Here is a 16,105-nt window from a genome sequence, read left to right as displayed (position 1 = left end):
ACTCGCTTTCAATTGGTTTTGGTCGACTTAATTGTAGCACAGGACGATATGTCCTTTTGTTGTACATAAAAATAGTGTTGATGGATATTATCTATCAACACTAAATATCATAGACCCGAAATTAATCTAGTCGAGCTATTTTGATACTTAAAATACATGCCCCACTCATCAGTTAGACTGATTGACTAGTGGACTTGTTGCCGGGCGATTTTTTTGACCAGCCGCAAGTAACGGGGCAAGACTAGCATGCGTTTGAAACGCGTTGGTTCTTGAATTAAGCGGTACAGCCATTCGATATGATGCTTTTGCCAGAATAACGGCGCGCGTTTGACCGCACCTGCGATCACGTCGAAGCTACCGCCAACACCCATCCAGAGCGCATCGACGCGTTGTCGATATTGCGCAATGAAGAATTCCTGCTTGGGGAAGCCAGTCGCGACAAAAATCATGTCAGGTTTGGCGGCAACAATCTCATCCACCACGGCCTGTTCGTCATCATAATAGCCATCCCGTGCGCCCGCAACAACGATCCCGGGATAGTCGCGCTGAACGATGGTTGCAACTTGTTGTAAGACGGCTGGTTTGGCACCTAATAAAAAGATGCGTTGGTGTTGTTGGCCACCCCATTTCAACAACGTTAATAGCGTATCGTAGCCGGTAATCCGCTCTGGTAATGGCGTGCCCAGAATCTGAGCGCCCTGGATGACACCGATGCCGTCGGGCGTAATATAATCGGCTTGGGTGAGCACGTGCTGATAATCAGGATGTTCACGGGCATACATCAGAATTTCAGGATTGGCGGTCACCACGAACCGGTTATGGTGGGCCAAAATATCCGTTTGGAGTTGCTGGACGAAGCCAGCGTTAGTTGTCTTGATAAACGGGACGTTTAAGATGGCAACCGTGTCAAAAGGTGCTGACATAAGGAACCTCGCTTTCTAATCATAATTAAAGTATAGGTAAATCACGGAATTCTGCAACTTTTTGAGTACTTAAGCGCATTCCTTTTATAAAAAATGCTAAAATAAGCTTAACTTACTGTAAATACGGTTATTACCTACGAAATGGAGAATTATACTCATGACGCAAATCTATCCGGATGATAGTTTCACCTTGCATACGGATGCTTATCAGATCAATATGATCCAAACCTACTGGGAACAAGGAATTCATAACAAGCATGCGGTGTTTGAAGTGTTCTTCCGTAAGATGCCGTTCCAAAATGGTTACGCGGTGTTTGCGGGTCTGGAACGAGTAGTTAATTATATCAATCATTTACATTTTACGGCAACCGACATCGCGTACTTACGCGAACTCGGCGGTTATTCAGATGGCTTTTTAGATTATTTAAAGAATTTTAAATTTGATGCCACGATTCGGGCCGTTCGTGAAGGGGACCTAGTCTTCAACAACGAACCGCTATTACAAGTCGAAGGGCCACTGGCAACCTGCCAATTGATTGAAACGGCGTTATTAAATATTATCAATTATCAGACGTTGATCGCGACGAAAGCAGCGCGTATCAAGTCGGTCGTTGGTGAAGACGGCTTGCTAGAATTTGGGACGCGGCGTGCCCAAGAATTCGACGCGGCGATTTGGGGCACCCGGGCCGCTTACATCGGTGGCTTTGATGCCACGAGTAACGTGCGGGCCGGCAAAATTTTTGGTATTCCAATCAGCGGGACGCACGCACACGCGCTCGTGCAGACTTATCGAAATGATTATGAAGCGTTCAAAGCCTACGCCGAAACACACCACAACTGTGTCTTCTTAGTCGATACGTACGATACGTTACGTAGCGGGGTGCCAAGTGCGATTCGGGTGGCCAAGGAAATGGGCGACAAGATCAATTTCCAAGGCGTCCGCATTGATAGTGGTGATATGGCGTACTTGTCTAAACGGGTGCGAGAACAGCTGGACGAAGCTGGTTTCCCAGATGCCAAGATTTATGCCTCGAACGATTTAGACGAAAAGACGATTCAAAACTTGAAGATGCAAGGCGCCAAAATCAGTGTCTGGGGTGTCGGGACCAAGCTCATCACGGCGTTTGACCAACCAGCGCTGGGGGCCGTCTACAAGATGGTTTCGATTGAAAATGACCACCACCAGATGGTCGATACGATCAAACTGTCGAATAACGCGGAAAAAGTTTCAACGCCGGGCCAAAAGCAGGTGTGGCGGATTACGAAACGTGCGGATGGCAAGTCTGAAGGCGATTACGTGACCTTGTATGACGAAGATCCTCGTAACGAAGAGTCGATTTACATGTTCCATCCAAGTTACACGTATATCAACAAAACGGTCAGTGACTTTGACGCGCGGCCATTACTCGTGCCAATTTACGACCGGGGCCAACAAGTCTATCAACTGCCGACCTTGGATGAAATTCGTCAGTATTCGTTTGAAAGTCTGGATGCCTTGTGGGATGAGTACAAGCGTGACCTGAACCCTCAGGATTACCCAGTCGACTTGTCACAGAAGCTGTATGACCATAAAATGAATATTATTAATACAGTTAGAGACTATGTTAACCACAAAGATGAGGAAGGAGCCTACTAATGCGGGCATTACAAGCTGAAATTATCAAAGCGTTACATGTAGCACCAACGATTGATCCAGAAACCGAAATTCGGCGGAGTGTGGACTTTTTAAAAGCCTACCTCAAGAAAAACACGTTTTTGAAGAGTTACGTCCTCGGCATTTCAGGCGGGCAAGACTCGAACTTAGCTGGTAAATTAACGCAAATGGCAATCACCGAAATGCGCCAAGAGACGGGCGATGACAGTTACCAATTCATCGCCGTCCGGTTACCATACGGCAATCAAGCGGATGAAGCGGATGCGATGGCAGCGATTGATTTCATGCAAGCCGACGTGACGGATCGTGTTGATATTCAACCGGCAACGGATGCGATGGTCACGGCACTTGAAGCCAACCAACTGACCATTCATGATTTCAATAAGGGTAATATTAAAGCCCGTCAACGGATGATTGTTCAATATGGGATTGCAGGCGAGATGCACGGGGCGGTGGTCGGAACTGACCACGCTGCCGAAGCTGTGACTGGTTTTTATACCAAATACGGTGACGGGGGTGCCGACGTGGTGCCACTATGGCGGCTCAACAAGCGTCAGGGGAAGCAGTTACTAGCAGCCCTGAATGCACCTAAGCACTTGTATGACAAGGTCCCAACCGCTGACCTGGAAGAAGACCGGCCAGCCTTACCTGATGAAGTCGCACTTGGCGTCCGTTATGATGACATCGACGATTACCTTGAAGGGCGGACCATCAGTGACGCGGCTGCAGAAAAGATCGAAGCCTGGTACTTGAAGACGGCTCACAAGCGGCACGCAGCCATTACGGTATTTGACGATTTCTGGAAGTAACCCCAGTCCGTCTGATTATGACAATTGAGATTCAAACCATTAGTTAAAAACGAGATTCGGATGAGCCTTTTGAAGCGGCCCATGCGAATCTCGTTTTTTAGCGTTGTTTGTGTTAAAACCAGCTATATCACAGGTTTATTTATTAGCGTTGGAACTGAAACGTGGTCTATTGTAAGCAAACGCAGATGCCTTTTGAAACGTGCTGGTTCTTAAGTTCAAATGCAGCCAGCTTAGACCCGCTGGAAGCAGTGCGAGTTACCGTAAACTTTCTGTTGTAGTTGCGTCCTAGTCCGGCTTCCAGGCATTCTGGGCAATGGCCGGAACGTGATGGACGCAGATTTAAGCCGACAAACCACGTCTTAAATACTGGTCTTTCACTAACCAAGCACAAAACACTTGCTAAGTGAAATTTCACCACTGGGCCTTGCCCCAAATACCTTCCAGCCGGGACAGTATTCGAAAGGCAGACATGGGTGTACCCAGCTTTTTAATGAAATGTCCGCTGATTTGCAGTAAACAGTCGTTTTGACCTTCAACTGTCAGACTTGTTCATAATGATAGCTAAACTTTTTCCCTAGTCTTTAGGTCTTCAAATCATCGGGTTCACTGGACTTTCCATACCTTTCTATGTTGCCTAAGATAATAAAACCGTGAATTCTAAACGAAGAGAATTTTATCGATTAAATTCAAGACTAGTGTCCGTTGAAATTAATGAATCATATTTTAGCAATCTTCTCAGTACTTAAATGTCGTAAAGTATCAACGATACCACTTTAAAGTTTGCCTGAAAGGCCGGTCTTCCAACATTCAGTGGTCAATTGCACCCAAATAGGTGGCCGTTTATCAGCCATTCGAGCGGGTTCCCGACTGTCCGGCCCGCCGGACAATGCTCAGTAGCCAAATTATTCTTAGTCGGAAGTGGGCTGCTTCCGGCTTAGAATAAGACTCGTATTTGAAATTGCGCAGTGGGTTTCTGCGTGAGTTCAAATCGATGTCGGCTTACGTTCCAGCAATTGTCAGCCGGCCCCGGAAGTCGGAGTAGGATGCGCAAATGCTGACGAACATTACACCAACTAACTGGCACGTTTCAATCATGAGCCATGACATCGACTCTCACACGCGTCATAACGGAACTTGGACCATAAGCGCTCACAGCCGTTTTATCCATCGTTTGATACCGTTTTCGTGGCTTTGGGCTAATATAAGTATTAAAATTGAGGTTAACAAAATAAGTGAACATTTGACTGTACTAGAACAGGAACATCATAAGTTATCACGGCGTTGACGGTATAAAGTGCGCAGGAGTTGAAATCGTGTTATTGATCGTTCAAGCAATTATTTTGCTAGACAGCCCCCATAGAATCTGTTATTCTTACGTTACAATCATAAGGGAGTAACTAGCAGAGTCATTCTGCGGCAATATCGTCAGCAAGAAGCCAATCCGGTATTGTCTTAAATAGTGAGACTTATGTATGTCCACACAATTTTGCGTGCATACATGAGTCTCATTTTCTATCTGGAGAACATTTAGGAAGTGGGGCTCGGATGCCAGAAAAGGAGCATAAGATGAGTACAAAACCTAAGTATCAACAGTCATTGCCAGCCATATATCAGGAGTTAGAAACTGATGAACATGGGTTGCAGCAAAGCGCCGCTGCCCAACGGCTGGAACAATATGGTCCGAATGCGTTGAACCAGCAGAAGACCACGTCCCTGCTACAAAAATTCATCGCCCAATTCAAGGACTTCATGATTATCGTGTTGTTAGTGGCTGCTTTAATCGCCGCGTTTACCGGGGAAGCCGTTGATGCGGTCATCATCCTGTTAGTGGTCGTTTTGAACGCGATTTTTGGGGTTTTCCAAGAATCCAAGGCAGAAGAGGCCATCAACGCGTTGAAGGAGATGTCGGCGCCGGATGCCACGGTGTTACGTGATGGTCAGTTACAAACGGTCAAGAGTGATGCGTTGGTTCCTGGCGATATCGTTTCCTTGGAAGCCGGTGACATCGTTCCAGCTGATTTGCGATTGATTGAAAGCGCGTCTCTCAAGGTGGAGGAATCCGCACTGACCGGGGAATCCGTTCCGGTTGAAAAACAGGCTGAAATGGTGGCTGATGGTGAATTGCCAATCGGTGACCGGTTGAACATGGCCTATATGAACAGTAATGTCACCTATGGTCGTGCAATGGGGATCGTGGTTGCTACTGGGATGCAGACTGAAGTTGGTCGGATCGCCGGCATGATTGAAGCCGCTGATGAAACGACGACGCCACTGCAAGCCAACTTGACCCAATTAGGGAAGTCGTTGACCATCTTGATTCTGGTTATCGCGGCTGTCGTCTTCGGGATTGGAATGTTGCGGGGCCAAGAGAGCCTGATCAACATGCTGCTCACGGCGATTTCGTTAGCGGTGGCGGCCATTCCAGAAGGACTACCCGCAATCGTGACGATTACATTGGCTTTAGGAACGCAACGGATGGCCAAACGCCACGCCTTAGTTCGTAAGTTGCCAGCGGTTGAAACGCTTGGTAGTACTGATATTATTGCTTCCGATAAGACCGGGACGTTGACACAAAATAAGATGACGGTTGAAAAGTTAGTCCTCAACCAGGAATTAGTCGATGCCCGCACGACCGAATTACCGCTTGATAGTCACTTAGCACAAGTGATGATTTTAAGTAATGATACGAAGATTATGTCGGATGGCTTAGCTGGTGACCCGACCGAAACGGCTTTGATTCAATACAACTTGGATCAGAACTACCCAGTCGACCAGTTATTAGAACAACGTCCGCGGGTCAACGAAGTACCGTTCGATTCAGAACGGAAGTTGATGTCGACGGTTCATCCGCTGGAAGACGGCCGCTTCTTAGTCGCTGTTAAGGGTGCGCCGGATGAATTGCTCAAACGGGTGACGCAGGTCGAAACGAATGGCGAAGTTGAACCGTTAACTAAGACCAGTCGTGACCAGATTTTAAGTGTTAACCACGAATTAGCAACGCAAGCCTTACGAGTGCTCGCATTTGCTTACAAAATTGTGACGTCAGTGCCTGCTACCGTCAATAGTGACACGCTCGAAAATGACTTGATTTTTGCCGGGATGGTCGGGATGATCGACCCTGAACGGCCAGAAGTTGAACAAGCAGTTGCCGAAGCTAAGTCTGCGGGGATTCGCCCATTAATGATTACGGGTGACCACCGGGACACGGCTGAAGCGATTGCGGTTCGTTTAGGAATCATCGACGAGGGCGAAGACGATGCCGTGATTACTGGGGCAGAGTTGGACGCCATGAGCGATGATGAATTTGGTAAAAAAGTTGGGGACTATTCCGTATACGCCCGAGTGGCGCCAGAGCATAAGGTCCGAATCGTGAATGCTTGGCAAAAACGTGGGAAAGTCGTTGCCATGACAGGTGACGGGGTCAACGATGCGCCCGCCTTGAAAGCCGCTGATATCGGTATCGGGATGGGTATCACCGGGACTGAAGTTTCCAAAGGGGCCAGTGATATGGTCTTGGCGGATGACAACTTCGCGACGATCGTGGTGGCCGTTGAAGAAGGACGGAAAGTCTTTGCTAACATTCAAAAGGCCATCCAATACCTCTTGTCGGCTAACTTAGGTGAAGTCTTAACACTGTTCGTCATGACGATGCTTGGTTGGCAGATTTTAGCGCCAGTCCACATCTTGTGGATCAACTTGGTTACTGATACCTTGCCAGCGATTGCGTTAGGGGTCGAACCAACTGAAAAGAACATTATGCAGCACAAGCCACGGGGCCGTAATTCGAACTTCTTCTCCGGCGGGGTCTTCAGTAGTATCATCTACCAGGGGCTGCTCGAAGGTGGAATCACGCTATTTGTTTACTGGATGGCGTTAACGTACCCTGTTCATGCAAGTGCTAGTTTGGCCCACGCGGATGCCTTAACGATGGCCTTCGCAACCTTAGGATTGATTCAATTGTTCCACGCCTTCAACTCGAAGTCGATTCACGAATCACTCTTTACGGTCGGTCTGTTCCGCAATAAGTTCTTCAACTGGTCTATTCTAATCGCCTTTGTCATGTTGGCAATCACGATCGTTGTTCCTGGGTTGAACGGCTTATTCCACGTGACCCACTTGGACGCTTACCAATGGGGGATCGTCGCTGCCGCCGCACTTTCAATGGTGATCATCGTTGAAATTGTTAAGTTCTTCCAACGTCGGCACATGCGGCGCGCCTAATCCGCACAATTGGCGTAGAATGAGACTAACTAATTAATAGAAAAGAGTTCTAACCATGAAAAAAGCAACGGTTCAAACGTATATGCCGGTTCTATCAAAGATCATCGAAAGTACGGAAAAGATGGGGGAAGAATTGAATCCTTCGTTTGAAAAACTCCGCAAAGCTATTGATGACGACGCGGTCGCTGAAATGGTTCCCGCTGAGTTCAGTGATATTCAATTGGAATTCAGTGACGGCACGGAACAGTACGAACAGAATTTGGCCCAATTGAAAAAGGTCGGTGTTCCGGCGCGCTTGATTGGTCGGCACCGTAATTTGATCAACGCCTATGAAGCTTATACCAAGGCGTGCGCGGCCATGACGGCTAGCATGGACCTCGAAAATCAGACCATTGATGTCGCTGCTTTCAACCAAGCGGAAAGTGACCAGGAAACTGAAATGGGCCGGATTTCGAACAACGTCCAACGCATTATGTCGACTGTGATGTAAGCTAGTTGGGTAGTACGCCTTTGGACGATTAAAAATTAATCACGTCGTTAAACGCTCAGTAACGGTCCGCCGTTGCTGGGCGTTTTTGGGCGCTTCGCTAAGTGGCGTTGCTTATGAAGTATCTGGACCTAAGTTGGTCTAGGTGCTTTTTTGGTCCGACAATTTTTAAGTCCACCATCAATTGTTTTTGGCGGTGGGGACGCGGAAAATCGGACTAAAACGCGTATAATATAATAGAACATCGGATGGCAAAATCGGCTGGAAGGTTGCGACTGGTTATCGGCTGAGACAAGTCGAACCGCAGTCGTTCAAGGTTGGTGGCTGTTAGTCGTGATGGCTATCTAGGTTGTTAACCGAAATTAGTGGTGACGACCTGCCATCCCGGTGATGAGATTAAAAGATTGGGTGAAATAATGGATAATCAGATTTTAACGTTAGTGAACCGCGCGCTAACGAAGTTTAAATCGCAACAAATCAAAGCGGTGTTAGGCCTCATGGATGAAGGCAATACGGTCCCATTCATTGCCCGGTATCGGAAGGAACGCACCGGCAATTTAGATGAAGTTGAAATTCGGGAAATCAAGGAAAATTACGACCGGCTCGCTAATTTAGAGAGTCGCAAGGCCGACGTCATGAAGCTGATTGCTGAGCAGAATCACTTGACGCCCGCTTTAAAACAGGCCATCGAGAAGGCCGATAAGCTGCAGGATGTCGAAGATTTGTATTTGCCGTATAAACAAAAACGGCGGACGAAGGCAACGATTGCCAAAGATGCTGGGCTAGAGCCGTTAGCCGCATGGTTGTTGCGTTTTCCAGCGAGTGGCATTGAAGCCCACGCCGCACAGTTCGTTAACCCTGACCAAGAGGTGGCGGATGTGGATGCTGCATTGGCAGGTGCTCACGAAATATTGGCGGAAGCTTTCGGTGATAACGCTAGTTTACGTAACTGGGTGCGGAACTATACTCGGGATCGGGGCTCCGTTGTCGTGAAGGTCAAACCTAAGGCGGAAGCGCTGGACGAACAGGGTGTCTATCAACAATATTATGATTTCAGCAGTCGCATTAAGCAGATGGTGCCGTATCGAGTTCTCGCCATCAATCGTGGTGAGTCTGAAAAGGTGCTGAAGGTCAGTATTGACGTGGACCGGGCCGGTATCGACCGTTACTGTCATTTCCGCTTCGTCGGGCAACACCAAGGGCCAGCTGTCGAGTTGATAGAAGCGGCGTACCAGGATGCTTACAAACGGTTCATTGGACCAGCCATCGAACGTGAGTTGCGCAATGAACTCAGTGCGATCGCCGACGAACAGGCTATCAAAGTCTTTGGCGATAATCTGTATCATTTACTGATGCAGGCGCCGTTAAAGGGCCGCGTCGTTCTTGGGTTTGATCCGGCTTACCGGACCGGCTGCAAATTAGCGGTCATGGATGCCAACGGGAAGTTCTTGGACAAACTTGTGATTTATCCCCATAAGCCAGCGCCAACGGCCAAACGAGAAGCAGCGGCTGGCGAATTTAAGGCCTTCCTCGAAAAGTATCAAGTCGAAATGATTGCGATTGGGAACGGGACCGCTTCACGTGAATCCGAAGAATTTGTCGCCCAAGTCTTAAAGACGCTTTCGCGGCCAGTCTACTACGTGATCGTGAACGAAGCCGGTGCTTCCGTTTATTCAGCGAGTGCCAAGGCGCGGGCTGAATTCCCAGAATTGCACGTTGAACAACGGAGTGCTATCAGTATTGGGCGTCGGCTGCAAGATCCGTTAGCAGAATTGATTAAGATCGACCCGAAATCCGTCGGCGTGGGCCAGTATCAACACGATGTGCCCCAAAAGGCGTTGACGGCCCAGCTGGATACCGTGATTGAAACGGCAGTCAACCAGGTCGGGGTTAATCTGAATACGGCTAGTTCAGAGCTATTGACCCATATTTCAGGGCTGTCCAGTACGATTGCCCAGAATGTGATTGCTTATCGCGATGAGAACGGTGAGTTTACCAGTCGGCCGCAATTGAAGAAAGTGCCGCGCCTTGGACCTAAGGCGTACGAACAGTCCGTGGGGTTCTTACGAATCATCGATGGCAAGAACGTTTTCGATAACACCGATATTCATCCGGAAAGTTATCCGGCTGCTAAGGCCCTGCTAGCTGCGGCTGGGTTAAAGACGACTGATGTTGGAACGGCGAAAGCCCAACAGCTGAATCGGCTTGACTTGACGCAACTGGCAACCACGACCGGTGTGGGTGAATTGACGCTGAAAGATATTATCAGTAGCCTCCAAAAACCAGGTCGCGACGTTCGTGATACGATGCCGGCACCACTATTACGGCAAGACGTACTGAAGATGAGTGATTTACGACCAGGAATGCAGTTGCAAGGAACGGTCCGCAACGTCGTCGATTTTGGCGCGTTTGTAGATATTGGTGTCAAACAAGATGGGTTGGTCCACGTTTCCAAGCTGACGGACAAGTTCCTGAAGGATCCACGTCAGGCCGTTGCTGTCGGCGATATTGTGACGGTTTGGGTCGAGACCGTCGATGAACAGCGACAACGCATCGCTTTGACGATGATTGCCCCAAGTGAACCTGCTAATGACTGATTCAGAACTCCAACAACTCGTCATGACGATTTCACAGCAGGATTTTCACCGGCCGTTTCGCCACCGGGCTTATTTTAACGCACGCTTACGGACGACGGGTGGTCGCTACCAGTTGGCCTCACACGACATTGACATCAACCCGAAGATGCTGACGGATTTTGGTGAAGCGACGCTGATTGGGGTCATCAAACACGAGTTGTGTCATTACCACTTGCACCTGAGTCACCGTGGATATCAGCATCGAGATCCCGCGTTTAAACAGCTGTTAGCTCAAGTGGGCGGCTCACGGTATGCGCCGGCACCCAAGCATCCCAAGGTACAACCGTATCGTTACCTATACAAGTGTCAGGATTGTGGGCAGACCTATCCACGTAAACGGCGGATGAATACGGACCGCTATCGTTGCGGCCGTTGTCGCGGACCGCTTAAATTCGTTGAAAAGGTTTGCTAAAGCGGTACGCTTCCGATAGAATTAGCTTAACTATTGATATGGAGGGATTAAGATGGAAACGATTAAAATTGGTGTGGTCGGACTAGGGACAGTCGGCACCGGCGTTGTTAAAATGCTTCAAGCGCATCAGGAGAAGATTTCGGAAATCACCGGTCGCAAACTCGAACTGGCCTGCGTGGTTGTCCACAACTTGAAAAAGCACGAACAAGTTGATTTGGGGGACGTGCAGTTGACCGACCAAATCGCCACCGTCCTTGATGATCCGTCCATTCAAATCATGGTCGAAGTCATGGGCTCGATTCATCCGGCGAAGGAATACATCACACAAGCGCTGCAAGCGGGCAAACACGTGGTAACGGCCAATAAGGACTTGATTGCCCAGTACGGGCGTGAATTAGTTCAAATCGCGCGTGAGAACCATCGTGACCTCTTTTATGAAGCGAGTGTTGCTGGTGGGATTCCAATCTTGCGGACGATCGACAATAGTTTTGCTGCCGACCGCATTCAGCGGGTGATGGGCATCGTCAACGGGACGACGAACTACATCATGACGCAGATGTTGACCAAACACTGGTCATACGACCAAGCCTTGAGTTCTGCTCAGGACTTGGGTTTTGCGGAAAGCGACCCCACCAATGATGTCGAAGGACTAGATGCGGCCTACAAGATGATTATTTTGACCCAGTTTGCGTTTGGCATGAGCCTGTCCTTAGACCACGTCAAGGTCCAAGGGATTACCAAAATCAGTCCGGAAGATATTGCAGAAGCCCATCAACTCGGCTATACGATCAAGCTACTCGGTATTGCGGAAGAAGTCGATGACCGCATCGCCGTGTCAGTCGGGCCGGTGCTCGTCTCGGATCAGCACCCATTAGCGACGGTTCAAAATGAGAACAATGCCGTGATGGTAACGGGGACTGCAGTTGGTAATACGATGTTTTACGGCCCTGGTGCTGGTGAATTACCGACTGCTAACAGTGTGTTGAGTGATATTACGACCGTGGCGAAAAACATCGCGCTGGATACGACCGGGAATACGTTTAACTCCTATCGGCAAGAAACGGTCTTGGCGACGCCAGAAGATGTCGTTTATCCACACTTCATTGCGTTGAAGATGCGTGACGTTCCTGGGATGATGATGAAGTTGACGGCAATCATGACGCGTGCAGAAGTGTCGTTCAGTCGGATTATCCAAAATCAACTCGGCGACGGCAATGCCCGGGTCGTTATCATCACTCATGAGATGAACGACCAACAGTTGGCAGATATCACCCGTGAAATCGGTGAACAGGATAATATGCAACTGTTGGCAAGCTACAAAGTTTTGAAGAATGCGTAGGTGAGTTGATGTTAACCATTTCTGTTCCAGCAACTTCTGCTAATCTCGGACCCGGGTTTGATTCAATCGGCTTGGCGCTCGACATGCAGCTGACGTTACAAGTCTTGCAGCCGAGTGATCACTGGCAGATCGATCACCCATTTGGGGCGGATGTTCCGACGGATGAACGTAATCTGATTATTAAAACTGCGTTGCACTTGGTCCCAGACTTGCACCCGCAGCACTTACAGATGGCGTCCAAGATTCCGCTTGCGCGCGGACTAGGGAGCAGCTCGACCGCGATTGTTGCAGGCCTCGTTTTAGCGAATGAATTGACGGGGGTAACGCGCTCCTCAGCCGAGTTATTGGCAGTGGCGACCCAGTTAGAGGGCCATCCTGACAACGTGGCGCCAGCGCTCTTAGGCGGCCTGGTAGTGGCAACCTATGTGGGCGAACAAGTGCGCGCCGTCAAATTACCATTGCCGACCCTGTTTGCCAGCGTTTACGTGCCCAACGAACCCCTACTGACTAGCGCCAGTCGCCAAGCGTTACCAGCCGAATTAGATTATCATCAGGCGGTAGCGGGCAGCAGCGTGGCAAATACGCTAGTCGCAGCCTTAGCGACGCAAAATTGGGAGGTAGCCTTGCCGCTGTTAGAGCAAGACCAATTCCACGAGCAATACCGCGCTAAGCTCGTGCCAGCACTACAACTGGTGCGCGAACAGGCGCATGCACTCGGGTTGACGGGAACGTATCTAAGTGGTGCCGGTCCGACCGTGATCACATTAGGCGACTACGGTCAGCTCGCCACCTTACAGACCAAATTAAGCCAGGATGACCGATTGACCGGGCAATTATTCTTATTGCCGATGGACGCAACCGGAGTAAAAGTACAAAAATCTTAAAATAAGCTTGTCAGACTCACAAAATTTTGTTATTATATTTTTTGTGAGTTGTGATGCGGCCATGGCGGAATTGGCAGACGCGCAAGATTAAGGATCTTGTCGGGGTTAACCCGGTGGAAGTTCGAATCTTCTTGGCCGCATTTTTTATGCAGAATAGTCGGTATTGATACGATTAATCGTTGATATACCGGCTTTTCTTTTATACATGATAGTGAATAATACGGAATAAAACGGAACAAAAACGATACTATTTTGACAAAAGCGATACCAGAAACGATACCAGATTTTGATTATTGAGCCAGTATTTTACTCATATCGTAGACCTGTGCAGACAGTTCCTGTTGGGATAGATGAGCATAAATATTGAGCGTAATTTTAATATCACTATGACCCATTTGCATTTGTAGTGCTTTGACGTTGATATTATTTGCAACTTGAATTGATGCAAACGTGTGACGTAACCCGTGGACTGTGATTGTGGGTAAGTCCGTTTCACCTATCAAGGCCTCGAGCCAATGGTTGGGTGTCATCACTGACATGATTTGGCCTTTCTTGTTGGTAAAGATAAGATCTTTAGCCCGCGGGATGGCTACTAACGACTTGCGATACTTTTTAAGTCGGTCGATTGTTGAGCTATCCAGTGAGAGTGTGCGGTAGGCATTTCTAGTTTTGGGTGTTGATATTATCTGATGGTTATCAATTGAACGAGAGATAGTTTTACTGATTGTTACCATCCCATTCTTAAAATCAATATCCGACCATGTTAACGCAAGTGCTTCACCTTTCCGCATACCTGTGGTAGCAAGTAAATAAAACAGTGCACTACGGTCATACCGTGGTTGTGTTCTGTGTCCGTCGGTAGCATCAACAACTGATAGAAATGTAGCCAATTGCTCAGCAGTCCAAAAATTATCAGCTGCTTTATCCTTTGAATAGTCAACGGGAACTTTTGGGACGTCAACTAATTTCATTGGGTTGGTAGTAATAACGCCCATTTTTTGAGCTGTCCGGAAAACTAGTGCTGCATATTGGGATAGCTTATTGAACTGCTTAACACTCTCACGCCACTTTAAAGCTTCTTCTTGGCACTTTTGCCATGTAATCGTATTAATCCTCATGCCACCGAAAGAAGGCATTATATGGTGCTTAAAGATGCCTTCAACGCGATTCAAAGTACTTTCTTTTACGCCTAGCTTGTAAGTCTTTAGCCATACTTCGTAAACTTCATCGAAAGTAGGATTATCCATAATAGCAGCTGGATTGTTTTTACGCTGATTAAATTCAACTTTGGCGCGATCAAACGCTAACTTAGCAGCCTTACTACTACTAAAGCCCCCGTGGTGATAGGTTTTAGTTTTGGTGTTACCGTTAATATCAGTATACTTTCCAAGGTAGCCACGAACGTCATATACCCGTTTGCTACCAATTATTTTATGTGTAATTTTCATTTTATTTTTTCCTCCATATTGACTATGCGAGGGGCCAAATTATTGGAAAAAATATTGCAAGCAACACCTTCTTTCAGTAAAATAGAGTATACAAAAGGGGTACATGATTAATGTATTCTGGTGCAAGCACATCCAACTTCTTGGCGGGAGGGGATGTGCTTTTTTGCTCCTTACAGGTCGTTATTAGCGAATGTATCTCTTAAAAGAACTAATGCCAACAAAGCAATCCACATTAAAGGATAATGAAAATGATAGTAGAAAACAGCAAATATAATTCCAATAACTCCTACGATCATTATCAGCCACGAGACTAGGCTTGAAGTGTAATGTTTCTGATCAAGTGAAGGATTACTTTTAATAGCTGGTTTATATAGAGTAAAATGGGCTATTAATGAAAATATAAAGATAACTGGCAATATCCATAGTGAATCTGCAAATATTGATTTTGGATATGTTTCCTCCAATGCCAGCACTATGAAAAATGGGTAAAAGTCAATATTATTCACAAGAGCATATTTCCAATTGAAATTCATCGATCTAACCATCTCCAATAATTGTTAAGTTTTATATTCAAAAATTTAAACGCGAGCGGCAGGAGTCGGACCTGCATCAATATAGGATGTGAGACCTATGAGAAGTGTGCAAATAATCGTTCTACCGTTGAACTACGCTCGCATGTTAACAGAAGTTTCAATAGATGTTGTAAAAAGTTGTGTACATACCAAACAATCCCACGATGATGGCAACTATTAATTTGAGGGTTATTATAAACATGTTGTAGGGGTTGTTATGATTTGTTTGCAGAAGTGTGTCTACAACTAAGTAAAGAGATAGCACTATCAATCCCCAATCTAATAGTTTTGTGATATCAATATTCATAGGTGCCTCCATAATTATTTGCTATTAACGTACAATGCGAGCGACAGGAGTCGAACCTGCATAATAGTATTAGTGAGAGAGAAGGGGCATAGTGTTCTGCCATTGAACTACGCTCGCATAAGGGGACACCAACTTGTTATCTGATGTCTCACTATTTTAGATGTAAAAATTAATTTCGCTTGCTGTAAGGTACAGCATACTCTTCGGGCGCGTCTCTGGGACTAGCATGTTTCCAATGAGTGTTTGATTTATTCAGCATGGGGGGTCATCCTTTAAACAAGTAAACCTAGAGCCGTGAGCATCTTCGATAATAAAAATACGTTGAAAAGAATGTAGAGTATTGACAATTTTACAATTGTCGTGCTTGATATTATAAACGTCTGTATATATTTTCCCCATATTCATTACCTCGT

Annotated in this window: 10 protein-coding genes, 3 tRNA genes and 1 pseudogene; 9 read left to right on the top strand and 5 right to left on the bottom strand. The window is 47.2% G+C overall.

The features are described 5' to 3' along the window. Positions 1–185: 185 nt before the first annotated feature. Positions 186–923: a WecB/TagA/CpsF family glycosyltransferase gene (locus tag MZO40_RS14880; RefSeq protein WP_105961050.1), complete on the bottom strand. Its 738-nt coding sequence runs from the start codon at positions 921–923 to the stop codon at positions 186–188. 157 nt (positions 924–1,080) lie between these two features. Between MZO40_RS14880 and MZO40_RS14875 the strand changes: the two genes are divergently transcribed. The 9 genes from MZO40_RS14875 to MZO40_RS14835 all read left to right on the top strand — a co-directional run bounded on the left by MZO40_RS14875 (position 1,081) and on the right by MZO40_RS14835 (position 13,505). Continuing rightward, the gene (locus tag MZO40_RS14875; RefSeq protein WP_050339269.1) at positions 1,081–2,559 is read left to right on the top strand and encodes a nicotinate phosphoribosyltransferase; all 1,479 of its coding nucleotides are present in this window, start codon (positions 1,081–1,083) and stop codon (positions 2,557–2,559) included. Next, positions 2,559–3,386, top strand: a complete 828-nt coding sequence (gene nadE / locus MZO40_RS14870) for an ammonia-dependent NAD(+) synthetase (protein WP_252133383.1) — start codon at positions 2,559–2,561, stop codon at positions 3,384–3,386. The genes MZO40_RS14875 and nadE overlap by 1 nt, the downstream gene beginning before the upstream one ends. A 1,566-nt stretch (positions 3,387–4,952) precedes the next feature. Next, positions 4,953–7,607, top strand: coding sequence for a cation-translocating P-type ATPase (locus MZO40_RS14865; protein WP_105961511.1), 2,655 nt, complete (start codon positions 4,953–4,955; stop codon positions 7,605–7,607). A 55-nt stretch (positions 7,608–7,662) separates the two neighbouring features. Next, entirely contained in the window at positions 7,663–8,097 is a 435-nt protein-coding gene (locus MZO40_RS14860; RefSeq protein ID WP_050339268.1) for a hypothetical protein, read from the top strand. 413 nt (positions 8,098–8,510) lie between these two features. Further along, the gene (locus MZO40_RS14855) at positions 8,511–10,691 is read left to right on the top strand and encodes a Tex family protein (RefSeq protein ID WP_105961508.1); all 2,181 of its coding nucleotides are present in this window, start codon (positions 8,511–8,513) and stop codon (positions 10,689–10,691) included. After that, the gene (locus MZO40_RS14850; RefSeq protein WP_050339266.1) at positions 10,684–11,142 is read left to right on the top strand and encodes a SprT family protein; all 459 of its coding nucleotides are present in this window, start codon (positions 10,684–10,686) and stop codon (positions 11,140–11,142) included. The genes MZO40_RS14855 and MZO40_RS14850 overlap by 8 nt, the downstream gene beginning before the upstream one ends. A 52-nt stretch (positions 11,143–11,194) precedes the next feature. Next, positions 11,195–12,481: a homoserine dehydrogenase gene (locus MZO40_RS14845; protein ID WP_050339265.1), complete on the top strand. Its 1,287-nt coding sequence runs from the start codon at positions 11,195–11,197 to the stop codon at positions 12,479–12,481. Between the two features lie 8 nt (positions 12,482–12,489). Beyond that, positions 12,490–13,365, top strand: a complete 876-nt coding sequence (thrB, locus tag MZO40_RS14840; RefSeq protein ID WP_105961510.1) for a homoserine kinase — start codon at positions 12,490–12,492, stop codon at positions 13,363–13,365. Positions 13,366–13,420: 55 nt separating this feature from the next. Beyond that, positions 13,421–13,505: transfer RNA gene (locus tag MZO40_RS14835), tRNA-Leu, on the top strand. Positions 13,506–13,655: 150 nt separating this feature from the next. Here the strand turns inward: MZO40_RS14835 and MZO40_RS14830 are convergent. The 4 genes and pseudogenes from MZO40_RS14830 to MZO40_RS17535 all read right to left on the bottom strand — a co-directional run bounded on the left by MZO40_RS14830 (position 13,656) and on the right by MZO40_RS17535 (position 16,091). Further along, positions 13,656–14,813, bottom strand: coding sequence for a site-specific integrase (locus MZO40_RS14830; RefSeq protein ID WP_252133382.1), 1,158 nt, complete (start codon positions 14,811–14,813; stop codon positions 13,656–13,658). A gap of 583 nt (positions 14,814–15,396) precedes the next feature. Then, positions 15,397–15,488, bottom strand: a tRNA-OTHER gene (locus tag MZO40_RS14825). Between the two features lie 239 nt (positions 15,489–15,727). Further along, positions 15,728–15,809, bottom strand: a tRNA-OTHER gene (locus MZO40_RS14820). 52 nt (positions 15,810–15,861) lie between these two features. After that, positions 15,862–16,091, bottom strand: a pseudogene (locus MZO40_RS17535) (hypothetical protein). Between the last annotated feature and the right edge of the window lie 14 nt (positions 16,092–16,105).

Origin of the sequence: Lactiplantibacillus sp. B652 (assembly GCF_023806745.1) — a bacterium.
Classification (GTDB): domain Bacteria; phylum Bacillota; class Bacilli; order Lactobacillales; family Lactobacillaceae; genus Lactiplantibacillus; species Lactiplantibacillus pentosus.
Note: the sequence above shows the minus strand (reverse complement) of the source record. Positions and strands in the feature narration are given on the sequence as shown.

Bases quoted from the DNA above. Each gene is read 5' to 3' on its own strand.
- MZO40_RS14880 (WP_105961050.1), bottom strand. From the start codon at position 923: ATGTCAGCACCTTTTGACACGGTTGCCATCTTAAACGTCCCGTTTATC.
- MZO40_RS14875 (WP_050339269.1), top strand. From the start codon at position 1,081: ATGACGCAAATCTATCCGGATGATAGTTTCACCTTGCATACGGATGCT.
- nadE (WP_252133383.1), top strand. From the start codon at position 2,559: ATGCGGGCATTACAAGCTGAAATTATCAAAGCGTTACATGTAGCACCA.
- MZO40_RS14865 (WP_105961511.1), top strand. From the start codon at position 4,953: ATGAGTACAAAACCTAAGTATCAACAGTCATTGCCAGCCATATATCAG.
- MZO40_RS14860 (WP_050339268.1), top strand. From the start codon at position 7,663: ATGAAAAAAGCAACGGTTCAAACGTATATGCCGGTTCTATCAAAGATC.
- MZO40_RS14855 (WP_105961508.1), top strand. From the start codon at position 8,511: ATGGATAATCAGATTTTAACGTTAGTGAACCGCGCGCTAACGAAGTTT.
- MZO40_RS14850 (WP_050339266.1), top strand. From the start codon at position 10,684: ATGACTGATTCAGAACTCCAACAACTCGTCATGACGATTTCACAGCAG.
- MZO40_RS14845 (WP_050339265.1), top strand. From the start codon at position 11,195: ATGGAAACGATTAAAATTGGTGTGGTCGGACTAGGGACAGTCGGCACC.
- thrB (WP_105961510.1), top strand. From the start codon at position 12,490: ATGTTAACCATTTCTGTTCCAGCAACTTCTGCTAATCTCGGACCCGGG.
- MZO40_RS14830 (WP_252133382.1), bottom strand. From the start codon at position 14,813: ATGAAAATTACACATAAAATAATTGGTAGCAAACGGGTATATGACGTT.